This window comes from Porphyrobacter sp. YT40, from assembly GCF_006542605.1.
Classification (GTDB): Bacteria; Pseudomonadota; Alphaproteobacteria; order Sphingomonadales; family Sphingomonadaceae; genus Erythrobacter.
In genome coordinates, this window is the sequence record NZ_CP041222.1 from 2130968 (window position 1) to 2157388 (window position 26421).

Genomic DNA, 26421 nt, shown 5'->3' on the forward strand with positions numbered 1-26421 from the left:
CACGAAATCGGCGCGGCGCAAACGCCCTCGCGCCTATCAGGAATGTGGGAGCATCCATGGCCGACGCGCCTCTCGAACATCGCACGCGCCTGTCGCGCTGGCTGAGCCTGCTGGCGGCACTGCGGCATCCCAAGACAGGCTATGTCCTGCTGTTCGGTTTCGCCAGCGGTCTGCCCTATGCGCTTCTGCTGGGAACGCTCTACGCCTGGCTGACCGAGGCGCAGGTCGATGTGGAGACGATGGGCGTCTTTTCGCTGATCGGTCTTGCCTATGCTTTCAAGTTCCTGTGGTCACCCGCGCTCGACCGGGTCGATCTGCCCGGGCTGCGGCGGCTGGGCAAACGCAAGCAGTGGATCGTGACCGCGCAGCTTCTGCTGGGTGCCATTCTGGTGACGCTGTCGCTGCTCGATCCCCTGTCTTCGCTTGGGATTTTTTCGCTCCTCGCTGGGGTCGGCGCCTTTGCCAGTGCCACGCAGGACGTGGTGATCGACGCTTGGCGCGTGGATGTTGCGGACGAGGTTGCGACGATCGATATCCTCTCGACCGTGTTCCAGATGGGCTACCGCGTCGCCGCGCTTGTTGGCGGGGCGCTGGCGCTGTTCATGGCGGAGCGGCTCGGCTGGCCGACGGTCTTTGCCAGCATGGGCGGCATCCTGCTGTTTGTGGGCTTCCTCGGCCTGTTCGCGCCCGATGCGCAGCGCAGCACCGCCGCACTCGAAGCCGAGCGCGCCAATCTGGGCACCTTGCGGCAGGCCGGACAGATCGTGCCGCGGGTGCGCGCCTATGCCTTGGGTGCGGTCGCGCTGCTGTGGGGATGGGCGCTGGTGATCGTGCTCGATTTCATGATCGCCTCGCTCACCGCGACACCCGAAACACGCCCCGATTCGACCGAATTCGTGAGCACGATGGGGCCGCTGATCGTCATTGCGACCGTGGTGATCCCCGGCGCGATCGCGGGCTGGCTGGAAGCAATGCGGAAACGCGGGCGCCATGTGCTCGCCGCCGATGCGCCTGCGCGCGGCGGTTTCGACACCGCGCTCGACCACGGTTACCGCGCGCTGATCCTGCCGCTGGCGGAGATCATCGGGCGGCTGAAATGGGCGGCGGTGCTGGTGATCGCGCTGGTGCTTTCCTATCGCATCACCGACGCGATCTGGGGCAGCTTTGCCTACCCCTTCTACCTCGGCGAGCTGCAATACACCAAGGACGAGGTGGCGATTGCCTCGAAGTTCTTCGGTGTCGGCGCGCTGATCCTCGGCCTTGCGCTCGGTGGCACGCTGCTGACGGTGATCGGCCGGATGACCACGTTGACATTGGGCGCGGTGATCGCGGCGCTGACGAACCTGCTCTACGCCGATCTCGCCGTGGGTGGCGCGCGGATGCAGGCGGCGAGCGACCTGACAGGTTTTACATGGCTCGCCAGCCAGTTCGGCGCGGACGACCGGATGGCGCGGCTGATGCTCACCATCGGCATGGAGAACATTGCGGTCGGCATCGCCGGTGCGGCCTTCGTCGCCTATCTCTCCAGCGTCGTCGCCAAGGGCTACAGCGCGGTGCAATATGCGCTGCTGTCCTCGCTGACGATGCTGGTCGGGACTTTGGGCCGCCCGGCATTGGGCCAGATGATCGAGGAGCGCGGCTATTACGAGGTGTTCCTGCTGACCACCGCGATCGGCGGTTTTGCCGTGTTGCTGTGCGTGATCGAATGGATCCGGCAGGCGCGGAGCGGGGGGGCGGAGAATGCGCCGCCGCCCGAGCCGGAGATCTAGTCCGGCAACTCGTCGTTCAATCGCAGTACCTCGCCCGCGAGGTAGAGCGATCCGGCGATGAGGATCGGCAGACCGTCCTCGGGGATCATGGCGAGCGCGCTGGGTACATCAGGCGCGGACCGCGCTGCGGGGCCGAAGGCGCTCGCCGGATGCCAGTCATGCCCCGGCACCGGCACGGCTGTGATGGTGGCGATTGATCCGCCGAGCGGGTCGATCAGCGAGGCGGGGTTTTTGCCCTCGATCATCCCGATCACGAGGTGGAGGCGGCGCAGGGGATTGGCTAGATCGGGCGTGCCAGCGCCGAAGAAGCTTGCAATTGCCTGCCCCGCGTCGGGGTTGTGCCCGCCATCAAGCCACACATCGCGGGTGCCGGTGAGCGGACCGGAGGAGAGGCGCTGCATCCGTGCGGGCCAGCGGGCGGCGGCGAGCCCTGCCTTCATCGCCTCCTCGCTTACGCGCACCTTTTCCTGAAACCGCAGCATCGCGACCGCGAGACCAGCGTTGTCGACCTGATGGCGTCCGGTCAGGCCGAGCGGCGCGTGGAAGTAGCAGGCCTGTCCCTCGCCGTAGATCAGGCGTCCGTCGCCGCCGTCGGTCTTGGCGGCCCATGCGCCGTAGAGGCCGCAGGGGAAGAGCGGTGCGCCGACGATGGCAGCGGTCCTCTCGATGGTCGCGCGCGACTGCGGCAGGTAGCGGTCGCCCATCGTCACCAACGGCACCCCCCGCTTCGCAATCCCCGCCTTCTCGAAGGCGATCCGCGCCATCGGCTCCGTCGGTACGCCCTCCTCGGGCGCGAGCAGGAAGCGTTCGTGATCGAAGCCCAGTGCGGCGATCCCGCAGGCCGCCAGCACCTCGGGCTCCAGCACATTGGTCGCATCGAACCGCCCGCCCATGCCGACTTCGACCACGCAGGCATCGGCAGGCACGCGGCTGAAAGCAAGGAAGGCAGCGGCGATGGTGACTTCGAAGAAGCTGGGGCCGAGGTCTTCGCCCGCGTCCAGCACTTCGGCCAGCACATCGGCGAGCATTGCGTCGGAGATCAGTTCGCCCGCCAGCCGGATGCGCTCATTATAGCGCACCAGATGGGGGCTGGTGGTGACATGAACCTGGTAGCCCTCGGCCTCCAGCATCGCGCGCAGGAAGGCGCAGGTCGATCCCTTGCCGTTGGTCCCCGCGACATGGAACACGGGTGGAAGCTTGCGGTGCGGGTTGTCGAGGCGCTCCATCAGCGCACCGATGGTGTCGAGGCCCAGCCGCCCCTGCGGAAGGCTCAGCGCGGCGAGGCGGTCAAGCTGGGCCTGCACGCGCGGGTCGTCGGATTTGCCGAAGTCTCTCATGCCCACCCCCAGCCCCTCCCCCAGGCGGGAGGGGAGAGCTTACGCGGCCTTCACGGGTGCCAGATAGTCGAGCACGCTGGCAAGCGTCGCCTTCAGCTCGTGGCGCGAGACGACCATGTCGACCATGCCATGCTTGTGCAGATACTCGGCGCGCTGGAAGCCCTCGGGTAGTTGTTCGCGGATCGTGTCCTGAATGACGCGCTGGCCCGCAAAGCCGATCAGCGCACCGGGCTCGGCAATGTGGATGTCGCCCAGCATGGCGTAGCTCGCGGTGACGCCGCCGGTGGTGGGATCGGTCAGCACCACGATATAGGGCAGCCCGGCGTTCTTGAGCCGCCGCGTCATCACCGTCGCGCGCGGCATCTGCATGAGGCTGAGGATCCCTTCCTGCATCCGCGCGCCGCCCGCGGCGGTCACCACGACATAGGCGCAGCCGCGATCCAGCGCCTTTTGCGCGCCGTCGCAGAAGGCCTGCCCCACGGCCATGCCCATCGAGCCGCCCATGAAGCTGAAATCCTGCACGCCGACGACGGCGGGCTGGGTCTCGATAAAGCCCGAGCCGACGACGAAAGCATCCTCATGCGGGTTCGCGGCGCGCGCGGCCTTGAGGCGATCGGTGTATTTCTTGGTGTCCTTGAAGCCGAGCGGGTCTTCGGTGACCTTGGGCAGCGGCAGCACCTCGAAGCCGGGGTCGAGCAACAGTGCAAGCCGCGCGTCGGCGCCGATGCGGCCGTGGTGCTCGCACTTGGGGCAGACACTGAGGTTCGCCTCGTAATCGGCGACGAACAGCATCTCCTGACACGAGGGGCACTTGATCCACAGATCCTTCTCGGTGGACTTCTTCTCGGGCGCAAAGCCCAGCGAATTGCGGACGCGGGTGAACCAGTTCATTTGCGTTAGTCCTGCCTTGCGGTGTGAACCGCCTGTGCGAGAGCCGAAGTCAGCTCCTTTAGCTTGGCTGGTGCAGCGGCGCCATACTCACCGCAGATTTCAACCAGCGCCGAGCCGACGACAACGCCGTCGGCAACCTTGGCGATTTCTGCCGCCTGTTCGGGCGTGCGCACACCGAAGCCGACCGCGACAGGAATGTCGGTCGACTGCTTGATGCGCGCGACGTTGGCCTCGATGCTGGCGATCTGGGCCTGCTGCTTGCCGGTGATCCCCGCGACCGAGACGTAGTAAAGGAACCCCTCGCTCCCTTCGAGCACCTGCGGCAGGCGCGCGGCATCCGTGGTGGGGGTGGCGAGGCGGATCGGGGCGATGCCCTTCGCGCGCAAGGCCGGGCCGAGTGCGTCGTCCTCCTCGGGCGGAATGTCGACGCAGATAACGCCGTCCACGCCCGCCTTCGCCGCCGCCTCGGCGAACCACTCCGGCCCGCGCCGCACCATCGGGTTGGCATAGCCCATCAGGACGAGCGGCACGTCCGGGTGCCGGGCGCGGAAGTCGGTGGCGTAGCGCAGCACATCGGCGGTGGTCGTGCCCGCGCCGAGCGAGCGCAGGTTGGCGCTCTGGATCGCGGGGCCATCGGCCATGGGGTCGGTGAAGGGCATGCCCAGTTCGATCACGTCCGCGCCGGCCTCGACGAGCGCGTCGAGATTGGCCGCTGTGTCGCCATCGCCTGCGGTGATGAAGCAGACGAGCGAGGGGCGGGGCTGGGCGAAGGTGGTGGTGAGGCGGGTCATTTGCGGAAAACAGGCCTAATCTTGAAAATCATGGAACAGGCAGCAAAGGCGGAAGCGAAAGCCAGGCTGAGCCAGAAGGCGCGGTCATATCTGATCTCTTCGCGCGCCACCCAGTCCCAAGCGACGTAACCGAGCATCGCGACGCCGAAAACGATCAAGAAGCGTTGTGTAGCTTCCCAAGGATCATTTCGCCGCCAGCCGACGATTTGATCCTGAAGGTAATGCTTCTCGCCTTCGCTCAAAGCTCAACCCCCAGCCTTTCAGCCACGGTGAAGATGTCCTTGTCCCCGCGCCCGCACAGGTTGGCGAGGATGATCGCGTCCTTCGGCATGGTCGGCGCGACCTTCGCCACTGCCGCGATGGCGTGCGAGGGCTCCAAAGCAGGAATGATCCCCTCGGTGCGGCACAGTAGCTTGAAGCCTTCCAGCGCCTCGTCATCGGTGACGGCGGTGTAATCGACGCGGCCCGATTCTTTCAGCCACGCGTGCTCGGGCCCGATGCCGGGGTAGTCGAGACCGGCGCTGATCGAGTGGCCTTCGGTGATCTGGCCGTCTGCGTCCTGCAACAGATAGGTGCGGTTGCCGTGGAGCACACCGGGGGTGCCGCCGAGCAAGCTCGCGGCGTGCTCGTCACCGTCGAGGCCGTGGCCCGCCGCCTCGACGCCGAGCATTTTCACGGAAGGATCATCGAGGAAGGGATGAAACAGCCCCAGCGCGTTCGAGCCACCGCCAATCGCCGCGACCAGCAGATCGGGCAGGCGACCGGTGCGGTCGAGCATCTGGGCGCGGGCTTCCTTGCCGATCACGCTCTGGAAGTTGCGGACCATCTCGGGGTAGGGGTGGGGGCCCGCCGCAGTGCCGATGATGTAGAAGGTGTCGTGGACGTTTGCGACCCAGTCGCGCAGGCCCTCGTTCATCGCGTCCTTGAGCGTGGCCCCGCCGCTGGTGACGGGGACGACCTCAGCCCCCAGCAGCTTCATGCGGAAGACGTTGGGCGACTGCCGCTTCACGTCCTCGGCGCCCATGTAGATCACGCAAGGCAGGCCGAAGCGCGCGCAGACCGTCGCGGTTGCCACCCCGTGCTGGCCCGCACCGGTTTCGGCGATGATGCGGGTCTTGCCCATGCGGATCGCGAGCAGGATCTGGCCGATGCAATTGTTGATCTTGTGCGCGCCGGTGTGATTGAGCTCGTCGCGCTTGAACCACACCTGTGCGCCGCCGAGCGCCTCGGTCAGGCGCGGCGCGAAATAGAGCGGGCTGGGGCGGCCCACGTAATGTTCCAGCAGGTCTTCGAACTCTGCTGCAAACGCCGGGTCTTGCTGCGCCTTGCGATACTCGCGCTCGAGATCGAGCACCAGTGGCATCAGTGTCTCGGCGACATAACGCCCGCCGAACTGGCCGAAATGGCCGCGATCATCGGGTTGGGTGCGGAATGAGTTGGGAGAGTTCATCTTTTTTCCGTTCGGGCTGAGCCTGTCGAAGCCCTGTTTTTCTTCAGGTTCAGCGAATAGGAGAAGGACGGCCCTTCGACAAGCTCAGGGCGAACGGGGTCTAGGCTTGGCGTGCCGCTTTGCAGAAGGCCGCGATCTTGTCCACGTCCTTGATACCGGGAGAACGCTCGACCCCCGAAGATGTATCCACCAGCGGTGCGCCGGTCAGGCGGATCGCCTCGGCGACATTGGCCGGGGTGAGGCCTCCCGCAAGGCCCCAGGCGAGCGGCGCGTCCCACCCGGCGAGCAGGCTCCAGTCGAAGCGGGTGCCGTTGCCGCCGGGGAGCGCCGAGGCGGGCGCATCGAGCAGCACGCGGTCGGCCGCGCTCCGGAACGCGGCGACACCGGCAAGGCTCTCGGCGTCCTTCACCGCCAGCGCGCGCCAAGCCTCGATACCGGCAGCTGAGCGGAAACGGGCTAGGGTGTCGGGCGTTTCCTGCCCGTGGAACTGCACGACATCGGGGGCGACGGTGCGGATGACCTCGGCCAGAACATCGGGCGCGGGGTTCACCAGCAGCAGCACGGCCTTCACATGACCGGGCACCTGCCGTCGCAACACCGCCACATCGCTCAGCCCCAGATGGCGTGGGCTCTTGGCGAAGTGGACGAAGCCGACATGGCTCGCCCCCGCCTGCACCGCAGCGGCGAGTGTGTCGGGGGTGGAAATCCCGCAGATCTTGATGAGCGTTCCGGCCATGCGGCGCGCTCTACGCCGGGGCGAGCGGCTTTTCCAGCACCGCGAAGGTGATCGGCGGATCGCGCGGGACGGGGAAAGGACGGGTCTCGCCGGTGCGGCGGTAGCCTCGCCTTTCGTACCAGGCGATCAGGCTCTCGCGGCTGTCGATGACGGTCATCTCCATCGCCGCGACACCCTGCGTCCGCGCGCAACCTTCCGCTGCATCGAGCAACCGCCGCCCGAGGCCGCCCGATTGCAGCGTCGGCAGCACGCAGAGCATCCCGAGATAGGCGAGGCGCGCATCCTTGCAGGTCACGGCGACGCAGCCGATCAGGCGCTCGCCATCCCGCGCCGTCAGGATCGTTACCGCCGGGTCGGCAAGCAGCGCGTCCAGCTCCTCGCGGCTGGTGCGCTCGTCGTCGAGGATATCGGCTTCGTGATTCCACCCGGCCCGGGCCGAATCGCCGCGATAGGCAGCTTCGAGCAGCGCCTTGAGCGCAGGGGCGTCGGCGCTGGTGGCGCTGATGATGGTGATTGCATCCATTCCGACCACCGCGCTCAATCGTTCTGAATCAGCCGCAGCAGGGTGCCGTCAGGATCGACCAAATAAGCGATGGTCAGCCCGCTGGGATCGGGCGCGGCGGGGTGGTAACGCGGTATGCCCTGCCGCGCATCAGGCACGCCGCTCGCTTCCACCTGCGCCATGATCGCGCCCAGATCGTCGAGCCTGAGACAGCTGCCGAAGGACGACTGGTACGGGTCGAGATCGGGGTAGGGGAAGAACTCCAGCGTCACGGTGCTGCGCGACAGGATCATCCACGCCTGTGAGCGATAGTCCTCTTGAAACCCGAGCTTCGCATAGAAGGCCGCCGTCGCGCCGAAATCGCGTGCGGGCAGGTTGGGGGTGGCGCGGTCGGTCAAGGCGCGCGTCCTAAAGCGTCGCCTCGATCGCGCGGGCGGCGGCTTCCGGGTCATCGGCGCGGCTGATCGGGCGGCCGATCACCAGCACGCTCGCCCCGTTGTCGCGCGCCTGGCGCGGGGTGACGACGCGCTTCTGGTCGCCCGTGCCGCCGCCATTGGCGAGCCCGGCCGGACGCAGGCCGGGGACGACGAAGAACCCGTCCCGCCATGCCTTGCGCACCATCCCGACTTCCTGCCCCGAACACACGATCCCGTCGAGCCCTGCTTCGTGCGCCAGTTCGGCGAGCCGCATCACCTGCGTCTCGGCACTGCCATAGACGCCGGTTGCGGCAAGGTCTCCGGCGTCGAGGCTGGTGAGCATCGTCACCGCCACCACCTTGCAGCCCTCGGCCGCGGCGGCCTTGGCATCTTCCATCATCGCCCGCCCGCCCGAGGCGTGGACGGTGACGATCGCCGGCTCATGCACATGGATCGCCTGCATCGCCTTGGCGACGGTGTTCGGAATGTCGTGGAACTTGAGGTCGAGGAAGATCGGCAGGCCGAAATGCGCGATTTCGTGCATCCCGTGCGCACCGTGGGCGCAGAAGAATTCGAGGCCCAGCTTCACGCCGCCGATATGCGCCTTGACCTTGCTGAGCAGCGCCTTGGCCGGTTCGAGCTGCGGCACATCGAGCGCGAGGTAGATCGGGTTGCTCACGGGTTATCGCTCCCGCTGGTGGTGGTGCCGGTTGGGCCGAGAATATCGGCGGGAGCGTCCGGGGATTTCCCGAAGTTGTCCACAGGTGTCTCCACAGGCGCCGGATCGGCCGGAGGCGTACGCGCGGTCGCGGCGGCCTTGAGCGAATTTTCGAGCGTGCGGATGCGCCGCCCCATGCTCCAGGTGACGCTGCGGTGCAGCGCCCACATCGGCAGAAACCCGGCGGCAAAGGCAAGCAGCGCCAGCACCGGCACCTTGGTTTCGAGCACGAGGTTCTGCCACAGGGTCAGCTCGACCGGCTGCCAGTTGTAGATCGCGAAAATCAGGAAGCCCAGGGCCGCCAGAACCCACAGGATGGTGCGAAGGATCTTCACGAGGCGTGTCTCTCCACTTGGCCTGCCATTCCCGCGAACCTAGGCCATTTGGCTCCCGAGTCCAGCATCGCCGCCCTCAGCCGAACACCCGCGCGAAGATCGTGTCGACATGCTTGAAGTGGTAGCCGAGGTCGAACTTCTCCTCGAGCTGCTCCGGGGTCAGCGCGGCGGTGACGTCGGCATCGGCCTTGAGAAGATCGAGCAGCGAGAGCGCGCCGTCCGATTCCCACACCTTCATCGCGTTGCGCTGCACGAGGCGATAGCTCTCGTCGCGGGTCAGCCCCGCCTGCGTCAGTGCCAGCAGCACGCGCTGCGAATGGATCAGCCCGCCCATGCGGTTCATGTTCTTTTCCATGCGCGCGGGGTAGACCAGCAGCTTCTCGACCACGCCGGTCAGACGGGCGAGGGCGAAATCGAGCGTAATCGTCGCGTCAGGGCCGATGTAGCGTTCGACCGAGGAGTGCGAGATATCGCGCTCGTGCCACAGCGCGACATTCTCCAGCGCCGGGGTCACCGCAGCGCGCACTACGCGGGCAAGGCCGGTGAGGTTTTCGGTGAGGATCGGGTTGCGCTTGTGCGGCATCGCGCTGGAACCCTTCTGGCCGGGGGAGAAATACTCCTCGGCCTCCAGCACTTCGGTGCGTTGCAGGTGACGGATTTCAACCGCGAGCCGCTCGATCGAGCTGGCGATGACGCCCAGCGTCGCAAAGAACATCGCGTGGCGATCGCGCGGGATCACCTGGGTCGAGACCGGCTCGATCGCGAGGCCGAGCTGCTCGGCGACATATTCCTCCACCTGCGGATCGACATTGGCGAAGGTGCCGACCGCGCCGGAGATTGCGCAGGTCGCGATTTCGGCGCGCGCCGCAACCAGCCGCGCGCGGCAGCGGTCGAACTCGGCATAGGCCTGCGCGAGCTTGAGGCCGAAGGTCACCGGCTCGGCATGGATGCCGTGGCTGCGGCCGATGGTGGGGGTGTACTTGTGCTCTTCGGCGCGCGTGCGGATCGCAGCGAGCAGCGCGTCGAGATCGGCGAGCAGGATGTCGCTCGCCCGGGCCAACTGCACCGAAAGCGTGGTGTCGAGCACGTCCGAGGAAGTCATGCCCTGATGCATGAAGCGCGCTTCCTCGCCCACTTCGCGCGCCACCCAGTCGAGGAAGGCGATCACGTCATGCTTGGTGACCGCCTCGATCGCATCGATCGCTTCGACGTCGATCTTGGGATCGGTCGCCCACCAGTCCCACAGCGCCTTGGCGGCGCTCTGCGGCACCACGCCCAGGTCGGCGAGCTTCTGTGTCGCGTGCGCCTCGATCTCGAACCAGATGCGATATTTCGCTTCCGGCTCCCACAGGGCGGTCATGGCGGGACGGGCATAGCGGGGGACCATCGGGCGGCTCCGAATGAGGGGTCGAACTCGGGGGAGCGGCTAGGCGGGCGGGGCCCTCAGCGCAACCCTTAGATGAGGCCTTTTGCCCGGAGGCTCGTATACCCCTCGCGCCCGATGATGACGTGATCGTGGACGGTCACGCCCATGTGCCGCCCGGCCTCGGCGATACGCTGGGTGATCTGGATGTCGGCGCGGCTGGGTTCGGGCGAGCCGGAGGGGTGGTTGTGGACGAGGATCATCGCGCTCGCCCCCACGTCCATCGCCCGGCGGATCACCTCGCGCGGGTGGATCGCGGCCTCGTCGATCGAGCCATCGCCCACGTGATGATCGTCGATCAGGCGGTTCTTGGTGTCGAGATAGAGCACCCGCACGCGCTCCACCGTCAGATGCGCCATGTCGGTGGTGAGATAGTCGATCAGCGCCTGCCAGCTGCCGAGCACGGGCCTGCCGATGATCTCCCCCCGCGCCATGCGCCGCGCGGCGATGGCGACCGCCTTGAGCGCTGCGGCACTGTTCTCGCCCACGCCCTTCACGCGCTGGAGCGCCTTGGGATCGGCGTTGAGCACTGCGGCAAGGCTGCCATATTGCGCGAGCAGCGCCTTGGCGATGGGTTTGGTGTTGCCGCGCGGGATCGCGGCGAAGAGCAGGTATTCGAGCACTTCGTAATCGGCCAGCGCCTCCGCGCCGCCCGTCAGCAGCCGGGCGCGCAAGCGGCTGCGATGGCCATCGCCCGCAGCCTTGCCGGCGTCGAAATCGGGAACCGCACTGTCGAGAAAATCGAAACTGTCTTCAGCTTCCGGCAAGGCGACCTCCGGGAAAGCGTTGAACCTCATGCATCATTGCCTTTGCCGGGTGATGCGCGCAAGGGTCGGAGACGATGCCGGTGGCGGAAGTGGAGCAAGACGGGACAGGCCAGCGCGGCGGCAGGCGGCGGGTGATCCCGCAACGCTGGCCGGCGCGCCTTGCGCTGGGCGTGGCGACCGCAGCGCTTTTGGGTGTCGGCGCGCTCTGGCTCAGCCGGGAGCGAATCGCGGGCGACCTGATCGACGGCTATCTCGCCGACAACGGCGTGCCCGCCACCTACGACATCGTCAGCATCGGCCCGCGCCAGCAGGTGATCGAGAACCTGGTGATCGGCGATCCGGCGCGGCCCGATCTTACCGTGCGGCGCGTCACGGTGGATATCGGCGTCGGCTGGGCCGGGCCCGAGGTGCGCAAGGTGAGCGTCGAGGGCGCGCGCGCCTTTGCCAGCTACCGCGGCGGCACCTTCAGCCTCGGCGCGCTCGACCCGCTGGTCTTCACCGGCTCCGATGCCGCGCCCGCCTTGTCCGCGATCGATATCGCCATCACCGATGCACGGGCGCTGGTGGAGAGCGATTACGGCCGGATCGGCGTGAAGCTGGAAGGGGCAGGGCGGCTGGACGACGGTTTTGCCGGAACGCTCGCCGCCACCGCGCCGGGGATCGGCACGCCCGACTGCCGGGCCGAGCGCGCGACGCTTTACGGCGCGCTCACGACGGACAACGGCGCACCGCTGCTCGACGGCCCGCTGCGACTGGGCGGCATCGCCTGTGGCGGCGCGCGGCTGGGCACAGCGGACATCGGCACCCGCGCGCGCCTCGACAAGGATTTCACCACCGCCGAAATCGACTTCGCGGTCACCGGGGAGCGGGCCACCTATGCGGCTTTGACGGGACGCGATGTCGAAGGCTCGGCCAGGCTCAACTGGGCACCGGAGCGGCTGACGCTGGCACATGACCTGAGCCTGCTCGACGTCACCGCGCCGCAGGGAAGCCTTGCCCGGCTCGGAGCGGAGGGCAGCTGGCGCGGCAGCGCGGACGGATCGCGCGGGCAGTGGGAGGGCACGCTGCGCGGCGCGGGGCTCGTCCCGGCAAACAACCTCACCACCAGCCTCGCCGTCGCAGAGCGCGGGGCCGAGGGAACGCTGGTCGCCCCCTTGCTGAAGCGGCTGCGCGGCGGGCTGACGCGCGCGCTCGACCAGGCCGATTTCCGCGCCGATGCGACCCTGCGCCACAAGGCGGGCGAGTTCGCGCTGATCGTCTCCGACGCCAGCCTCGCCGACCGCAGGGGCGCGCGGGTGCTGGCGCTCTCGCGGGTCAGCGCCGGGATCGGAGAGAGCGGGCTGACGGGTCTCAGGGGCAATATCCTTGTCGGCGGGGCGGACCTGCCGAACCTCGATGGCCGGATGGCGCAGGATTCCGACGGCAGCTGGTCGCTGCGCCTAGCCATGGCCGACTATGCCGCCGGGCCGAACCATCTCGCCATCCCGCGTCTGACTTTGCGCGGCGGGCGGAGCGGGGCGATCGGTTTCGACGGGGTCATGACGGCGAGCGGGATCCTGCCGGGAGGCGGGGTCAGCGACCTGACCGTGCCGATCGAGGGTGGCTGGTCGTCGGCAGGCGGTCTGGCGATGGGCACGCGCTGCACGCCGCTGGGCTTTGCCAAGCTGGCGCTATCCGGCCTCGCGCTCGACCGGCAGTCGATCACCCTGTGCCCGGAGTCCGGCGGGGGTGCGATGCTGGCGTGGCGCGACGGGCTGAGGCTTGCCGCGCGCACCGGGCCGCTCACGCTGGCCGGACAACTGGGCGAAAGCCCCGCCAAGCTCGCCGCGCAAAGCCTCATGCTGCGCTATCCCGGGCCGTTTGTGGCCGAGGAGGTCGATGCCGTGATCGGCAGCGGCAGCAGCGAAGTGCAGCTCACCGCAGCCAGCCTTTCGGGCGGGTTTGGCAGCGCCATCGCGGGCGAGTTCGCCGGGGGCAGCGCGCGGCTGGCGGCCGTGCCGTTCGATCTCGATGCGCTGTCGGGCCGCTGGGCTTTTGCGGACGGGGCGCTCGATGTGACCGGCGGGGCCTTCACGCTCTCCGACCGGCCTGCGGCCGGCGCGCTCGCCCGGTTCGAGCCGCTCGCCGCCGAAGATGCGCGCCTGACACTCGTCGATGGCCGGATCACGGCAGATGCCGAATTGCGCGCGCCGGCCTCGCGCCGCAGCGTCGCGCAAGTCACCATCGCTCACGATCTCGCAACCGCTACCGGGAGCGCACGGCTCAGCGTGCCGGGGGTGGTGTTCGACAAGTCACTACAGCCCGAAGACCTCTCCTACCTAGCCAAGGGGGTGATCGCCTTTGCCGATGGCACCATCACCGGCGAGGGGCGGATCGACTGGCGCGGCGAGGACATCACCAGCAGCGGCACCTTTGCCAGCGACGGCTTCGACTTTGCCGCCGCCTTCGGTCCGGTGCGCGGGGTGGCGGGCCAAGTGGTGTTCACCGACCTCCTAAACCTCACCACCGCGCCCGACCAGCGGCTGCGGATCGCGGCGATCAATCCCGGGGTCGAGGTGCTGGGCGGCTCCGTCCAGTTCGAGCTTAAGGACGGCACGCTGCTGGCGCTGGAAGACGCGCGCTTCCCCTTCATGAGGGGCACCCTGCTGATGCGCCCGCTGACGATGGATTTCAGCCGACCGGAAGAACGCCGGTACGTGTTCGAGATCATGGGGCTGGATGCGGCGGCCTTCGTCGCGCAGATGGAGCTCGGCAATATCAGCGCCACCGGGGTGTTCGACGGCACCGTGCCGATCATCTTCGATGCCAACGGCAATGGCCGGATCGAAGGCGGTTTGCTGATCGCCCGGCCCGGCGGGGGCAATGTCGCCTATCTTGGCGAGCTGAGTTACGAGAACCTCGGTACGATGGGCAATTATGCCTTTTCGGCGCTGCGCTCGCTCGATTACCGGCAGATGAGCGTGACGCTCGACGGCGATCTGGCCGGCGAGATCATCACCGGCTTCAACTTCGACGGGATTCGCCAGGGCGCGGGCGCTAGCCGCAATTTCATCACCCGCAGGCTGGCGAAACTGCCGATCCAGTTCCGTATCAGCGTACGCTCGGAAACCTTTTCCCAACTCGCCTATATCGCGCGCGGCTACAGCGATCCGGCGGCATGGGGCGATCCGGTGGCGATGGGCCTGTTCCGGATCGAGAACGGCAAGCTGGTGCCGCGCGATCCCGCGCTTGTCACTCCGTCGCCCGCAACGCCCGAGCCATGACCCGTTCAACCTCCAGAAAGCGACTGCCTGCCATGACAGCGATGAAATTGACCCGAACCCGGCACAATGCGACAGCAGCGCGATACAATGCGCGATTGGCGCCGCAGGCGGGGGGACGGACAATGAAGGCCATCACGGTGTTGACCGGGCTGGGGGCGATGCTTGCGGGCTGCATCAATGTGCAGGCTCCCGACAAGCCGATCGTGATCCAGCTCGACATCAATATCAGGGCCGACGTGGTCTACGCCCTGTCCCAGGACGCGGCCAACACGATTGACGAGAACGCGGATATTTTTTGACCAATGCCGCGCTTCGCAAGGAGAATGATGATGCGCAATTCGGTTCTTGCAGGCTTTGCCGCTCTGGCGGCGCTAGGCCTTGCGGCAAGCCCGGCGCTCTCGCAGCAGCGCGATCCGGCCTATGCCGCAGCGCGCGCGGCGGGCACGGTGGGCGAACAGCCCGATGGCTATCTCGGGATCGTCGGCGCGGCGAACCCGGCCTTGCAGCGCATGGTCGACGACATCAATATCAAGCGCCGCGCGGTCTATGCCGAAAAGGCCAAGGAAAAGAAGACCACGCTGGAAGCCTATGCGCTGACCTCGGGTTGCGAGGCGATCCTGCGCACCGTTCCGGGCGAGAAGTACCAGGCCCCCGACGGCAGCTGGCAGACCCGCACCAGCGCGGCACCCATTCGGGATGCGCGGTGCCCGTAGTTTGATTGCGACCCTGCATCCGCAGGGTCGTCCTCGGTGCGTTTCGAGCCTTTCAGGCTCGAGCACCTGCGGGCGGGCGGTCGCCCTTGCGGCCCCTCGGGCCGTTACAGCGCGAATCTTTTGCCAAGCGAAAGTTTCGGTGGCGTCAGCGACCGCAAGGCCGACCGGCCGCCCGCAGGCGATCAGGCCCGCAGGGTCTGAGACTCGCCGAGGACGCTCGCCCGGATGGGCGAGCGCAGGACAAGAACGGCCCGCAGGGCCGCGAGCGCACGCGCGCGAGCCGCAGGCGATCAGGCCCACCGGGCCTGAAGCTCGCCGAAGACGCTCGCCCGGATGGGCGAGCGCAAAACAAGTTCGCACTCGCACAAAAGTCGCCCTGCGCGATGTTGACACTTTCCTACCCCCCTTCTAAGGGGGCGGCGCCCTCGGCGGGCACCTGGTTGCATGTGGCTCGGCCTTGCCTCTAAAGGCCACACCATGAGCGACGAGAAACCCGCCCGAGAACCCATTCACGAGGATGCGCGGATTGACGCGCTCGAAGCGCGGCTCAGGGCCGCACGCGAGCGTGAAGAACAGCGCAACCGGCCGCAGGTGAAGGGTGTCGATGCGAATTACCGCAGCGGCAACCGTGCCCTGGCCAATCTTCTGGGCGGGATCATCGGTGGCCTGGTGATCGGCTTTGCGGTTGACGCATTGTTCGACATCGCGCCCTGGGGTCTGTTGACCGGTCTGTTCCTCGGAACGGCATCGGCCTTCAGGAGCATTATTCTGAGCGCGAATACGCGCCCCGCAGGCGGCAGCGAGAACGAGGACGAAGCAGGCTAGGCCGCTTCCCGACGTCTCCCGACCATCGGCAGGGGCGCGTTTGATGTAAAACATTTGGGGATCTTTCGATCGTGGCAGCCGAACAGGGCATCAGGGCAGCGGAAAGCGATGTGGCTGCGGCCGTGCAGGCCGTCGAAGCTGCCGAAGCCGGCAAGGTCGATCCGATGAAGCAGTTCACCATCGAGCCCCTGCTGGGCTCGGATTGGCAACTGTCCGATGGGATCAACATCGCGTTCACCAACTCCGCGCTGTGGATGGCGATCACCGCCATCCTCGTGTGGGTGTTCGTCGCGGGCGGCATGAAGCGCCAGCTGGTGCCGGGCCGCTGGCAGATGGCGGTCGAGAGCATGACCGGCTTCATCGACGACCTGCTCGAAGCGAACGTCGGCAAGGCGGGGCGCAAGTATGTGCCTTACATCTTCACCCTGTTCATGTTCATCCTGTTCGGGAACCTGCTCGGCCTGGTGCCGGTCGGTCTGATCCCGGGGATTCACGCCTTCACCTTCACCAGCCACTTCACCGCGACCGGCGTGCTGGCGATCATGAGCTTCTCGATCGTGCTGATCGTGGGTTTCTGGAAGCACGGCTTCCACTTCTTCTCGTTGTTCTGGCCGTCGAACACCCCGGCATTTCTGGCGCTGCCGATCAGCCTGATCGAATTCGTGTCCTTCATGGTGCGCCCCTTCAGCCTTGCGCTGCGGCTGTTCGTCGCGATGATGGCGGGCCACGTGCTGCTCAAGGTGCTGGCGAGCTTCGTGATCGCCGGCGGCGGCGCGGGCCCGGCTCTGGGCGCTGCGATTGGCATCCCGAGCTTCGTCCTGATGGTCGCGATCAGCGCGCTGGAGATCCTCGTGGCGGGCATTCAGGCCTATGTCTTCGCGCTCTTGACCTCGCTCTATATCAACGACGCGGAAAACCTTCACTGAGGGCTGCGAAGCTCTCTTCACAACCCTCACCAACACACAGATTTTTCTCAAGGAGTTTATGATCATGGACGCAACTGCAGCTGCTCTCCTCGGTGCCGGTCTCGCAGCGATCGGTGCCGGCATGGCCGCGCTGGGCGTGGGCAACGTGTTTGCCTCGTTCCTCGAAGGCGCGCTGCGCAACCCGGGTGCTGCCGACGGCCAGCAGGGCCGCCTGTTCATCGGCTTCGCGGCCGCCGAACTTCTCGGCCTGCTCGCCTTCGTTATCGCCGTTCTGCTGATCTTCCGCTAAGATCCGGCACGCCGGTCCGGCGGGCGCAGTTGCGCTTCGCCGTCCGGCGTTCCTTGCGCGAATTGTCGATAACACCGGCGTAAACAAGGGCGACCCATGCCTCAGATCGATCAAATCGCCGAGACGCTCTCGAGCCAGGTGTTCTGGCTGCTGGTGTTCTTCGGCCTTACCTTCCTCGTCGTCGGCCTTGGCATGGTGCCCAAGGTGATGGGCACGGTCGACCTGCGCGACCAGCAGATCGCGGGCGATCTGGCGGCGGCGCAGGCGGCACGCGACGAAGCGACCGCGCAGGAAGACGCCTGGCGCAAGCGTGAGAACGCCAATCGCGCCGCGGCGCAGGGCGTGATCGGCGAGGCCAAGGCCAAGGCCGCTGCGGCCAATGCGGCCAAGCTGGCGGAAACCCAGGCGCGTCTCGACGAGCGGCTGGCGCAGGCCGAAACCGCGATCGCGGCGGCGCGCAACAGCGCTCTGGCCGAGATCGAGGACGTCGCCGCCGACGCCGCGCGCGACATCGTCGCCCGCGTCGCCGGGGCCGAGGTCGAACCGGCTGCGGCGCAGGCTGCGGTCAAGGAGGTGATGGCGCATGGCTGACATTCTGATCCTGCTCGCCGCCGGGGCCGAAGGCCACTCCGAGCCCAGCGTTCTGGGTCTCGACACCTACCAGTGGGTCGCGCTGGCGATGACCGTGCTGCTCGCGGTGTTCCTGTGGAAGAAGGTTCCCGGAGTGATCGCCGGCGGGCTGGATGCCAAGATCGCCGCGATCCGCGCCGCGCTCGACGAAGCCAAGACGCTGCGCGCCGAAGCCGAAGCGCTCCGCGCCGAATACGCCGCCAAGATCGCCAGCGCCGAAAAGGACGCCGAAGTGATGCTGGCCGGCGCGCGTGAGGAGGCCGATGCGATCCTCGCCCGGGCCCAAGCCGATGGCGAAGTGATGGTCGCACGCCGCCAGAAGATGGCCGAAGAGAAGATCGCCGCTGCCGAGCGCGCCGCGGTCGCCGAGGTCAAGGCCAAGGCCGTTACGGCTGCCGCCGCTGCTTCGAAGGTGCTGATCGCCCGCGCCCATGACGAACAGGCCGACAAGAAGCTCGCCGACGAGGTTATCGCCTCGCTCTGAGCGGCGGATCGAACCGAACACCAGGGGCGGCTCGAAAGGGCCGCCCTTTTTGTTTCCAAGGTCAGCTGCCGGGGAGAAGGACAACCTTGCCCACCAGCGCCCGGTTCGCCATCGCCTCGAACCCTTCGCGCCAGCGCGACAGCGGAAGCGTGCGGTCGATCGCAGGGCTGATGGCACCCTCCTCGGCGAGACGGGCGATGGCGCGGCTGATCGCGCGTCCGCGCTCGGGGAAGCGCCGGGCATATTCGCCCGCGCGCAGGCCGACGATGCTGAAGCCCTTGATCAGCGGAATGTTGGTCGACACCCCCGCGATCTTCCCCGAGGTGAAGCCAACCACCACCAGCTTGCCGCCAAAGGCGACACAGCGGGTCGATTCGTCGAAGATATCGCCGCCGACGGGGTCGAACACGATGTCGGCCAATGCGCCGCCGGTGATTGCCGCCACCTCTTCGCGGAAGCGGCCCCCGGCGAGGATCACGGCTTCGGGTTGGGCGAGGGCGGCAATGCGCTCGGCCTTGGCGGGGGAACCGGTGGTGGCGATCACGCGGGCCCCGAGCGCGCGGGCAAGATCGCAGGCGGCAAGGCCTACCCCGCCGCTCGCGCCGTGGACCAGCACCCATTGCCCCTCGGCAAGGCCGCACAGCTCGACCAGACCGGTAAAGGCGGTCGAATAGGCCGCGCCCATCGCGGCTGCGGCGGGGAAGTCCATGCCGCGCGGCATGGGCGAGAGCTTGTCGGCGGGCACGCAGGCCAACTCGGCAAAGGCGCCGGTCTTGTTGCCGCCCATCACCCGGTCGCCCGGCGCGAAGCCGCTGGCAGGGTCCGCCTCCAGCACCTCGCCCGCGAATTCGAGCCCGCTGGTGAAGGGCACTGCGGGTTTGAACTGGTACTCCCCCCGCGTCATCAACAGGTCGGGAAAGTTGAGCGACGCCGCGCGCACCCGCACCAGAACCTCGCCCGGCGCGCGGGCCGGGGCGGGGCAATCGGCCAGCGTCACGCCGGACAGGTCGTCCGACAGGCGTTCGACCCGCAGTGCCTGCATCGCCCTAGAAACTGTCTTTCGCCGCCCTGAGCGCCGCGAAGGTCTCGTGCGGGGCATTGCCGCCCCAGCGGGCCATCATCGCGGGGTCATCGGCACGCAGGAAGGGGTTGGTGGCCAACTCGCGCGCCAGTGTGGTCGGCACCGTCGGCTCGCCCCGCGCGCGCTTCTCGGCAATCTCCGCAGCATAGGCCTGCAAGGCGGCGTTGTCGGGATCGGCGTGGAGTGCGAAGCGGGCATTGGAGGCGGTGTATTCATGCGCGCAATAGAGCTTCGTCGCGGTCGACATCCGCCGAATCCGCTCGAGACTGTTCCAGAACTGTTCGGGCTGGCCCTCGAACATCCGCCCGCAGCCGAGCGCGAAGACGCTGTCGCCGACGAAGGCGATGCCTTCCTCGACGATGTGATAGGCGATGTGGCCATTGGTGTGGCCCGAGACATCGATCACCCGCGCGCGGTGTTCGCCAAGTGCGACGTAGTCATCATGGCCGACGATATGATCGACCGGGAATTTGCCCTGGACCTCGGCCGGCGCGTAGATCGTGCAGCCGGTCGCATCCTTGATCGCCTGATTGCCGCCCGCGTGATCGGGGTGCCAGTGGGTGTTCCAGATCTGCGTGATGCGCCAGCCCTTGCGTTCGGCCTGCCGGAGGTATTCGGCCCCGTCGGGCGTGTCGATCGCGGCGGTTTCCTTGCTCACGGAATTGTGGACGAGGAAACCGTAGTTGTCGCTGAGACAGGGGAATTGGTGAACGTGGATCATGGCGACGAGTTTACGCCTGCCATCCGCAATAGGAAAGGCCCGCCTGCTCGGGCGAGCAGACGGGCCTGAATTCCAACGCGGATTATGCGAGGAGGCTCGCCCGGATGGGCGAGCGCCTCACAATCAATCCTGACCCTTCTTGAGCGCGGCGCCGAGGATGTCGCCGAGCGAAGCGCCCGAATCCGACGAGCCGAACTGCGCCACGGCTTCCTTTTCTTCGGCGATCTGACGCGCCTTGATCGAGAAGTTGGGCTTCTTCGAACGGTCGAAACCGATCACCATCGCGTCGACCTTGCTGCCGACCTGGAAGCGGTCGGGGCGCTGTTCGTCGCGGTCGCGGCCGAGGTCGCTGCGCTTGATGAAGCCGGTCGCGCCGTCTTCGCCGACCTGCACTTCCAGCCCGCCGTCGCGCACTTCGAGCACGGTGACGGTGACGGTCTGGTTCTTGCGCAGGCTCGAGCCGCTGGTCGCTGCTTCAGCCGAAGGCGCGCCCTTTTCGAGCTGCTTCATGCCGAGGCTGATGCGCTCCTTTTCGACATCCACGTCGAGCACGATGGCCTTGACCATCTCGCCCTTGCGGTGGAGCGCCAGCGCGTCCTCGCCCGAGATGCCCCAGGCGATGTCCGACATGTGGACCATGCCGTCCACGTCGCCATCGAGGCCGATGAACAGGCCGAATTCGGTCGCGTTCTTGACTTCGCCCTCGACTTCGCTGCCCACCGGGTGCTTCTCGGCGAACTCGTCCCACGGATTGCGCTGGGCCTGCTTGAGACCGAGGCTGATGCGGCGCTTGTCGCTGTCGACTTCCAGCACCATCACTTCGACTTCCTGCGAGGTCGAGACGATCTTGCCCGGGTGGACGTTCTTCTTGGTCCAGCTCATTTCGCTGACGTGAACAAGGCCTTCGATGCCCGGCTCCAGTTCGACGAAGGCGCCGTATTCGGTGATGTTGGTCACCTGACCCGTCAGCTTCATGCCGACCGGATACTTGGCAGCGACGCCATCCCACGGATCGCTTTCGAGCTGCTTCATGCCGAGGCTGATGCGCTGCGTTTCGGCATTGATGCGCACGATCTGCACGGTCACGGTGTCACCGATATTGATGACTTCGCTCGGGTGGTTGACGCGCTTGTAGCTCATGTCGGTGACATGCAGCAGGCCGTCGATGCCGCCGAGGTCCACGAAGGCACCGTAATCGGTGATGTTCTTGACCACGCCGTCGATGATCTGGCCTTCGACCAGGTCGTTGATGAGCTCGCTGCGCTGTTCGGCGCGGGTTTCTTCGAGGACGGCACGGCGCGAGACGACGATATTGCCGCGGCGACGATCCATCTTGAGGATCTGGAAGGGCTGCGGCACGTCCATCAGCGGGGTGACGTCGCGCACGGGGCGGATGTCGACCTGCGAGCCGGGGAGGAAGGCCACGGCGCCATCGAGGTCGACGGTGAAGCCGCCCTTGACGCGGCCGAAGATGCGGCCTTCGACGCGCTTGCCTTCGCCGAATTCGTTTTCGAGCTTGTCCCACGCGGCTTCGCGGCGGGCGCGGTCACGCGACAGCATGGCTTCGCCATCGGCGTTCTCGACGCGGTCGACGAAGACTTCGACTTCGCCGCCGACGGTCAGGCCGTGGTCGTCCTCGCCACGCGAGAATTCCTTGAGGGAGATGCGGCCTTCGCTCTTGAGGCCAACGTCGACCACGGCGAAGCCGTTTTCGATCGCGGTGACGGTGCCCTTGACGACGCGGCCTTCGAAGCCTTCATCGCCGGCGCCGCCGAGCTGTTCGTTGAGAAGCGCCTCGAAATCGGCGCGAGTGGGCATTTGGGTTGCCATACTAGGATCAATCCTGTTTCGTTGTGCTACCGGCCACCGGTTTTTCCGGGGTCTTTCTCCGCTTCCCAGGCACCATTGCCGGGGCTGGCGGGGCAAGAGGCAGACTTCCGCGCGTGGCCCCATGCCGACGCGCAGGTTCTTTCAACCTGATGGGATTGCGAGAACGGAGGCGCGCCTAGGCGAGAGGGCTCCAAAAAGCAAGCCAATTCGCCCTGACGCGCAGGGTTGCCCCCTCGTGTTGGAGACACATGAGACACTGTCCAAGAGGAAAAACTCCGGGCCCGGCAAAGGCGCGATTTGGGCGTCGGCACGCATCAGCGGGAGCGGGGTGCGGGGTCATGCGGCGCAAGGTGACGCGCGCCGCCCGAGTAGGAAAGCGATTATCGCGCCCCGCTCCGCGCCAGCACCGCCTCGATTGCGGCCTCGATCGCGGAGTCGCGGCCGAAGTGGGTGGTGTCGAGCACCAGCGCATCGGCAGCAGCGCGCAAGGGCGCGTCGGCGCGATTGATGTCGCGCGCGTCGCGGGCGGCGATGTCACGCTCGATTTCGGCGAGAGGGATGTCGATTTCGCGGCCCGTCATTTCGAGCCAGCGCCGCCGCGCGCGTTCCTGCACGCTGGCGGTGACATAGAGTTTCACGTCGGCCTCGGGCGCGATCACCGTTCCGATATCGCGCCCGTCGAGCACCGCGCCGCCAGCCTGCGTGGCGAAGGCGCGCTGGCGCTGGAACAGGGCGTGGCGCACATCGGGGTGCACCGAGACGCGGCTTGCATAGCCGCCGACCTCCTCGGAGCGCAGGGCTTCGTCTTCGAGCAGGTTGTCGGCGAAGTCGCAGGCCGCGAGCGCGGTTGCCGGATCGTCGGGGTTGCCGCCTGCCAGCTGCACCTGCCGCCCGACCGCGCGGTAGAGCAACCCGGTGTCGAGATGCGGCAGGCCGAAGTGGGCGGCGAGCGCCTTGGCGATGGTGCCCTTGCCGCTGGCGGTGGGGCCGTCGACGGCGATGATCATTGGGCGGTGTCCTCGCGCGCGTCGATGCGGCTCATCCAGTCGCGGTAGATCGCTTCGGCGACCACGGGACGCTCGGAAATGAAGGCGTGGCTGCCGCCCGGCACCACCGCCAGCTCCGCGCCCGGCGTGAGCGCGACGAAATCCTGCACGGTGTCGATCCGCGCCTCGTCATACTGGCCGACCACGAAGAGGATCCGGCTGCCATCGACGCGGGAGAGCAACCCCGAGGCATCGTAGCTGGCGAGCGAGCCCGAAGCGCGGAATTCGGTCGGACCCCACATGGCGTTGTAGACCGTGGCGTTGAAGCCCTTGCCGCCATAGCGCTTGCGATAGGCGAGCGCTTCTGGCGAGGGGGCAGGGCGGTCGGCACGGCCGTTATAGGCGGCGTAGAAGGCGGCGGTGGCAGGTTCGCACGCCTCGGCGGCGGGCGGGGTCGGCCCTTCGCAGGCGCGGATCGTCGCGGCGACATCGTCGGGGAGGTCGCGGATCAGGAGGTTGGTGCCGGTGATCCAGTGCGAGGTCGAAAGGTAGGTGCCGCTCAGCACCGCCGAAGCGGTGTGCTCGGGAAAGCGGGCCGCATATTCGAGCGCGAGGGCCGAGCCCCAGGAATGGCCGATCACGTGCCAGCGCTCGACGCCAAGCTCTTTGCGGATCGCTTCGAGCTCGGCGACGAAGCGCTCGGGGCGCCAGTTGGCGGGGTTCTCGGGCCGGTCGGACATTCCGCTGTCGAGCTGGTCGTAGAGGATCACCGGGCGCTGGTCGGCAAGGCTGAGGAGGCCGCCGAAGTTGACGTGGGTGCCCCCGGGCCCGCCGTGGATGATGATCACGGGCGTCGCGCCCTCGCCGATCACGCCATTGACCCGCGCCCAGACCTTGCCGCCCTCGACCGCGATGCGGTGTTCCGAGGTGGCGACTGACCAGTCGGCGGCGGGATCGGTGGGGAGGGTGGCGGCCTCCTGCGAGAGGGCAGCGGCGGGCAGGGCGAATGCGGCCAGTGCCGCGAAAAATGTTCTCATGAGAAGATGTCCTCTGCCTTGGCCGGGGTCAGTTCGTGCGCCTCGCGCTTGCGCCAGCGGAAATGGAGAAAGCCGAAGGCGGCCCATGCGGCAAACAGGTTGAGCCCCAGCTCGATCCATACCTGGTCGCTCTCGGCGCGTAGCCATGTAACGCCCGCCGCCGCGCCGAACAGGATCGCCGCAGCCACGATCCGGCGGGTCAGCGGCGTTCGCCCGAGGTGCTGCAAGGTGCGGCTCATCCCCCGCTTCTATCCTCGTCCGCCCGATTGCGCCACGCCTTCGCCAGCCCGTAGATCGCGATCGCGGCCCAGAAGAATTCGAGCACGAGGCTCGCCCAGTTGGTGTGATAGACGAGGCTGACCGTCAGCAGCGCGGCGCCGAGCAGGTTGGTGCCGTGCAGCACGAAGGGATTGGTCGCGCGTGCCAGCGTGAGATAGGCATAGGCGCCGATGATGCAGGCGGTGCCGACAAGTCCGACGATGCTGGGCCAGTCGAGCGGGGTATTCACTTCGCTGCCGCCTCGTCCAGCAGGCCCATGAAGGTCGGGAAGCTGGTGTTGATGGGGCTGGTGTCGTCGACGTTCACCCCGTCGCGGCTGACTAGGCCTGCGACCGCCATGCTCATGGCTATGCGGTGATCGAGCCGGGTGGCGACATCTGCGCCTGCGGGGGTGCCGGGGAAGGGTTCGCCGCCGGTGCCGTGAATGGTGAGGCCGTCCTCATGCTCTTCGACCCGCGCGCCTGCCAGCGTGAGCGCCGCGGCCATTGTGGCAAGGCGGTCGCTTTCCTTGACGCGCAGTTCTTCAAGGCCCGTCGTGCGGGTGGTGCCGCTGGCGAGCGCGGCGGCGACGAAGAGCACCGGGAATTCGTCGATCATTGCGGGTGCGATTGCCGGGTCGACCTCGATGCCGGTCAGCTGGGCATGGCGCACGCGCAGATCGGCGACCGGCTCGCCGCCCACTTCTCGGGGGCTCACCTCCTCGATATCCGCACCCATCTGGCGCAGCACATGGAGCAGCCCGGCGCGGGTGGGGTTGAGGCCGACGTTCAGGATCGTGAGATCGCTCCCCGGCACCAGCGTGGCCGCGACCATGAAGAAGGCGGCGGAGGACGGATCGCCCGGTACCACCACGTCCATCGGCTTGAGGTCGGCCTCGCCGTGGATGGCGATGATGGTCTCGCCGTTCTCCTCGCCCACTTCAAGCTGCGCGCCGAAACCGGTCAGCATCCGCTCGGTATGGTCGCGGGTGGGGACGGGCTCGATCACGCGGCTGATGCCGGGGGTGTTGAGGCCCGCGAGCAGCACCGCGCTCTTGACCTGCGCGCTCGCCACGGGAAGGCGGTAGGTGATCGGCACGGCAGGGTTCGCGCCGCGCAGCATCAGGGGGAGAGTGCCGCCGGCGCTGGCCTCGATGCTCGCCCCCATCTGGCTGAGCGGATCAATCACGCGCTTCATCGGGCGGCCCGAAAGGCTCGCGTCGCCGGTGAAGGTCGCGGTGATCGCATGGCTCGCAACAAGGCCCATCAACAGCCGTGTCGAAGTGCCCGAATTGCCCATGTCGAGCGCAGCCCTGGGCTCCAGCAGGCTGCCCACGCCCACCCCGTCGACCGTCCATGCGCCATCGGCCCCGCGCGCGATCTGCGCCCCGAAGGCGCGCATCGCGGCGGCGGTTGCCAGCACGTCCTCGCCCTCGAGCAGCCCGGTGATCCGGCTGCGCCCCACCGCGAGGCCTGCAAACATCAGCGATCGGTGGCTGATCGACTTGTCGCCGGGGACACGGATGGTGCCCGTCAGCGGGCCGAGGGCGGAGAAGGTGTGGCTCGTCATAAGGCCGCGGTCTTTGACAGCGCCCCGCGCTTCTGGCAAGGCGCGCCGCGTCTGTCCGCCGGGCTCTTGATAAAGGGCTTGCCGGAGCCCATTTTTCCGATCAATCCACCCACGATTTTGCAGCTTGTCAGCCCGCCCTGCCGGGGCCGGCCTGTTTTTGAGGAATGACGATGGCGAAGCCTGAATGGGGTACCAAGCGTACCTGCCCCAAGTGCGGGGAACGGTTCTACGATCTGGGCAAGGAAGACCCGGTGACCTGCATCGAATGCGGCGAAACCTGGTCGCCCGAGCCGGTGCTCAAGTCCAAGCAGCCGATTCCCTTCGAGGAAGTCGAGAAGAAGAAGGACGCCGAGGCCGATTCCGATCTGGGCGGAGATGACGATATCGACGATCTGGAGGACATCGAGGACATCGACGAGGACGGCGATTCGCCCGACAACGATGTCGATCTCGGCGGCGACGACGATCTCGGCGTGGCCACCTCTGGCGACGACGACGACGATGAGAGCTGATTGATTGCGGGCCCGCCTCCACGGGCCCGTCCTCGGTGCGTTTCCGGCGTCTTGCGCCGGAGCACCTGCGGCTCGCGCGCGTGCGCTCGCGGCCGCGATGCGGCCGGATCAGCCCTGACGATCAGAAGTCGGGATATTTGATCCGGTTCATTCAATTTAAGC

Annotated in this window: 30 protein-coding genes; 10 read left to right on the forward strand and 20 right to left on the reverse strand. The window is 67.2% G+C overall.

Annotated elements, in window-relative coordinates; genetic code table 11:
• The first annotated feature begins 56 nt into the window (after positions 1 to 56).
• Positions 57 to 1769, forward strand: a complete 1713-nt coding sequence (locus tag E2E27_RS09955; RefSeq protein WP_141458779.1) for an AmpG family muropeptide MFS transporter — start codon at positions 57 to 59, stop codon at positions 1767 to 1769.
• Here the strand turns inward: E2E27_RS09955 and E2E27_RS09960 are convergent.
• The 12 genes from E2E27_RS09960 to radC all read right to left on the reverse strand — a co-directional run bounded on the left by E2E27_RS09960 (position 1766) and on the right by radC (position 11165).
• Positions 1766 to 3106, reverse strand: coding sequence for a bifunctional folylpolyglutamate synthase/dihydrofolate synthase (locus E2E27_RS09960; protein ID WP_141458780.1), 1341 nt, complete (start codon positions 3104 to 3106; stop codon positions 1766 to 1768). The genes E2E27_RS09955 and E2E27_RS09960 overlap by 4 nt on opposite strands.
• A gap of 39 nt (positions 3107 to 3145) precedes the next feature.
• Positions 3146 to 3997 (reverse strand): acetyl-CoA carboxylase, carboxyltransferase subunit beta, encoded by an 852-nt coding sequence (accD, locus tag E2E27_RS09965; RefSeq protein ID WP_141458781.1) that lies wholly within the window; start codon positions 3995 to 3997, stop codon positions 3146 to 3148.
• 5 nt (positions 3998 to 4002) lie between these two features.
• A complete protein-coding gene (gene trpA, locus E2E27_RS09970) occupies positions 4003 to 4788 on the reverse strand; it encodes a tryptophan synthase subunit alpha (protein WP_141458782.1) in 786 nt (261 codons plus the stop codon).
• Positions 4785 to 5030, reverse strand: coding sequence for a hypothetical protein (locus E2E27_RS09975; RefSeq protein ID WP_141458783.1), 246 nt, complete (start codon positions 5028 to 5030; stop codon positions 4785 to 4787). The genes trpA and E2E27_RS09975 overlap by 4 nt, the downstream gene beginning before the upstream one ends.
• Entirely contained in the window at positions 5027 to 6238 is a 1212-nt protein-coding gene (gene trpB / locus E2E27_RS09980; RefSeq protein WP_141458784.1) for a tryptophan synthase subunit beta, read from the reverse strand. The genes E2E27_RS09975 and trpB overlap by 4 nt, the downstream gene beginning before the upstream one ends.
• A gap of 100 nt (positions 6239 to 6338) precedes the next feature.
• Positions 6339 to 6974 (reverse strand): phosphoribosylanthranilate isomerase, encoded by a 636-nt coding sequence (locus tag E2E27_RS09985; RefSeq protein ID WP_141458787.1) that lies wholly within the window; start codon positions 6972 to 6974, stop codon positions 6339 to 6341.
• 10 nt (positions 6975 to 6984) lie between these two features.
• The gene (locus E2E27_RS09990) at positions 6985 to 7497 is read right to left on the reverse strand and encodes a GNAT family N-acetyltransferase (protein WP_141458788.1); all 513 of its coding nucleotides are present in this window, start codon (positions 7495 to 7497) and stop codon (positions 6985 to 6987) included.
• A gap of 14 nt (positions 7498 to 7511) precedes the next feature.
• Positions 7512 to 7874, reverse strand: a complete 363-nt coding sequence (locus tag E2E27_RS09995) for a bleomycin resistance protein (RefSeq protein ID WP_141458789.1) — start codon at positions 7872 to 7874, stop codon at positions 7512 to 7514.
• Positions 7875 to 7884: 10 nt separating this feature from the next.
• Positions 7885 to 8571 carry an orotidine-5'-phosphate decarboxylase gene (gene pyrF / locus E2E27_RS10000; RefSeq protein ID WP_141458790.1) on the reverse strand — a complete coding sequence of 229 codons (687 nt, stop codon included), beginning with the start codon at positions 8569 to 8571 and terminating at the stop codon, positions 7885 to 7887.
• On the reverse strand, positions 8568 to 8945 hold the full coding sequence (locus E2E27_RS10005) for a LapA family protein (RefSeq protein WP_234036011.1): 378 nt from the start codon (positions 8943 to 8945) through the stop codon (positions 8568 to 8570). The genes pyrF and E2E27_RS10005 overlap by 4 nt, the downstream gene beginning before the upstream one ends.
• 76 nt (positions 8946 to 9021) lie before the next feature.
• Complete coding sequence (gene purB, locus E2E27_RS10010) at positions 9022 to 10332, reverse strand: adenylosuccinate lyase (RefSeq protein WP_141458793.1); 1311 nt, start codon at positions 10330 to 10332, stop codon at positions 9022 to 9024.
• Between the two features lie 68 nt (positions 10333 to 10400).
• Positions 10401 to 11165 (reverse strand): RadC family protein, encoded by a 765-nt coding sequence (gene radC, locus E2E27_RS10015; protein WP_234036012.1) that lies wholly within the window; start codon positions 11163 to 11165, stop codon positions 10401 to 10403.
• A 44-nt stretch (positions 11166 to 11209) separates the two neighbouring features.
• On the opposite strand from radC, the gene E2E27_RS10020 reads away from it, so the two are divergent.
• From E2E27_RS10020 to E2E27_RS10055, 8 genes are all read left to right on the forward strand, one after another.
• Positions 11210 to 14398 (forward strand): intermembrane phospholipid transport protein YdbH family protein, encoded by a 3189-nt coding sequence (locus E2E27_RS10020; protein WP_141458795.1) that lies wholly within the window; start codon positions 11210 to 11212, stop codon positions 14396 to 14398.
• A 122-nt stretch (positions 14399 to 14520) separates the two neighbouring features.
• Positions 14521 to 14697 (forward strand): YnbE family lipoprotein, encoded by a 177-nt coding sequence (locus E2E27_RS10025; RefSeq protein ID WP_141458797.1) that lies wholly within the window; start codon positions 14521 to 14523, stop codon positions 14695 to 14697.
• 24 nt (positions 14698 to 14721) lie between these two features.
• The gene (locus E2E27_RS10030) at positions 14722 to 15111 is read left to right on the forward strand and encodes a YdbL family probable chaperone protein (RefSeq protein WP_141458798.1); all 390 of its coding nucleotides are present in this window, start codon (positions 14722 to 14724) and stop codon (positions 15109 to 15111) included.
• A gap of 477 nt (positions 15112 to 15588) precedes the next feature.
• Positions 15589 to 15936 carry an AtpZ/AtpI family protein gene (locus tag E2E27_RS10035; protein WP_141461777.1) on the forward strand — a complete coding sequence of 116 codons (348 nt, stop codon included), beginning with the start codon at positions 15589 to 15591 and terminating at the stop codon, positions 15934 to 15936.
• A 164-nt stretch (positions 15937 to 16100) separates the two neighbouring features.
• Entirely contained in the window at positions 16101 to 16862 is a 762-nt protein-coding gene (locus E2E27_RS10040) for a F0F1 ATP synthase subunit A (protein ID WP_141461779.1), read from the forward strand.
• 64 nt (positions 16863 to 16926) lie between these two features.
• Entirely contained in the window at positions 16927 to 17151 is a 225-nt protein-coding gene (locus E2E27_RS10045; protein ID WP_086607805.1) for a F0F1 ATP synthase subunit C, read from the forward strand.
• A gap of 96 nt (positions 17152 to 17247) precedes the next feature.
• Entirely contained in the window at positions 17248 to 17742 is a 495-nt protein-coding gene (locus E2E27_RS10050) for a F0F1 ATP synthase subunit B family protein (protein ID WP_141458800.1), read from the forward strand.
• The gene (locus E2E27_RS10055; protein WP_141458801.1) at positions 17735 to 18265 is read left to right on the forward strand and encodes a F0F1 ATP synthase subunit B family protein; all 531 of its coding nucleotides are present in this window, start codon (positions 17735 to 17737) and stop codon (positions 18263 to 18265) included. The genes E2E27_RS10050 and E2E27_RS10055 overlap by 8 nt, the downstream gene beginning before the upstream one ends.
• Positions 18266 to 18326: 61 nt before the next feature.
• Here the strand turns inward: E2E27_RS10055 and E2E27_RS10060 are convergent, their stop codons facing one another.
• The 8 genes from E2E27_RS10060 to aroA form a co-directional block, all read right to left on the reverse strand.
• On the reverse strand, positions 18327 to 19307 hold the full coding sequence (locus tag E2E27_RS10060; RefSeq protein WP_141458803.1) for an NADPH:quinone oxidoreductase family protein: 981 nt from the start codon (positions 19305 to 19307) through the stop codon (positions 18327 to 18329).
• 4 nt (positions 19308 to 19311) lie between these two features.
• Entirely contained in the window at positions 19312 to 20067 is a 756-nt protein-coding gene (gloB, locus tag E2E27_RS10065) for a hydroxyacylglutathione hydrolase (RefSeq protein ID WP_141458806.1), read from the reverse strand.
• A gap of 123 nt (positions 20068 to 20190) precedes the next feature.
• Positions 20191 to 21897 (reverse strand): 30S ribosomal protein S1, encoded by a 1707-nt coding sequence (gene rpsA, locus E2E27_RS10070; protein WP_141458808.1) that lies wholly within the window; start codon positions 21895 to 21897, stop codon positions 20191 to 20193.
• 380 nt (positions 21898 to 22277) lie between these two features.
• Positions 22278 to 22904, reverse strand: a complete 627-nt coding sequence (gene cmk / locus E2E27_RS10075; RefSeq protein ID WP_141458810.1) for a (d)CMP kinase — start codon at positions 22902 to 22904, stop codon at positions 22278 to 22280.
• The gene (locus E2E27_RS10080) at positions 22901 to 23920 is read right to left on the reverse strand and encodes a proline iminopeptidase-family hydrolase (protein ID WP_141458812.1); all 1020 of its coding nucleotides are present in this window, start codon (positions 23918 to 23920) and stop codon (positions 22901 to 22903) included. The genes cmk and E2E27_RS10080 overlap by 4 nt, the downstream gene beginning before the upstream one ends.
• Positions 23917 to 24159, reverse strand: a complete 243-nt coding sequence (locus E2E27_RS10085; protein ID WP_141458814.1) for a hypothetical protein — start codon at positions 24157 to 24159, stop codon at positions 23917 to 23919. Before E2E27_RS10085 ends, E2E27_RS10080 begins: the two co-directional genes overlap by 4 nt.
• Positions 24156 to 24428 carry a CBU_0592 family membrane protein gene (locus E2E27_RS10090; RefSeq protein ID WP_141458816.1) on the reverse strand — a complete coding sequence of 91 codons (273 nt, stop codon included), beginning with the start codon at positions 24426 to 24428 and terminating at the stop codon, positions 24156 to 24158. The genes E2E27_RS10085 and E2E27_RS10090 overlap by 4 nt, the downstream gene beginning before the upstream one ends.
• Complete coding sequence (gene aroA / locus E2E27_RS10095) at positions 24425 to 25747, reverse strand: 3-phosphoshikimate 1-carboxyvinyltransferase (RefSeq protein WP_141458818.1); 1323 nt, start codon at positions 25745 to 25747, stop codon at positions 24425 to 24427. The genes E2E27_RS10090 and aroA overlap by 4 nt, the downstream gene beginning before the upstream one ends.
• A gap of 170 nt (positions 25748 to 25917) precedes the next feature.
• On the opposite strand from aroA, the gene E2E27_RS10100 reads away from it, so the two are divergent.
• Positions 25918 to 26259, forward strand: coding sequence for a TIGR02300 family protein (locus E2E27_RS10100; protein ID WP_141458820.1), 342 nt, complete (start codon positions 25918 to 25920; stop codon positions 26257 to 26259).
• Positions 26260 to 26421: the final 162 nt, after the last annotated feature.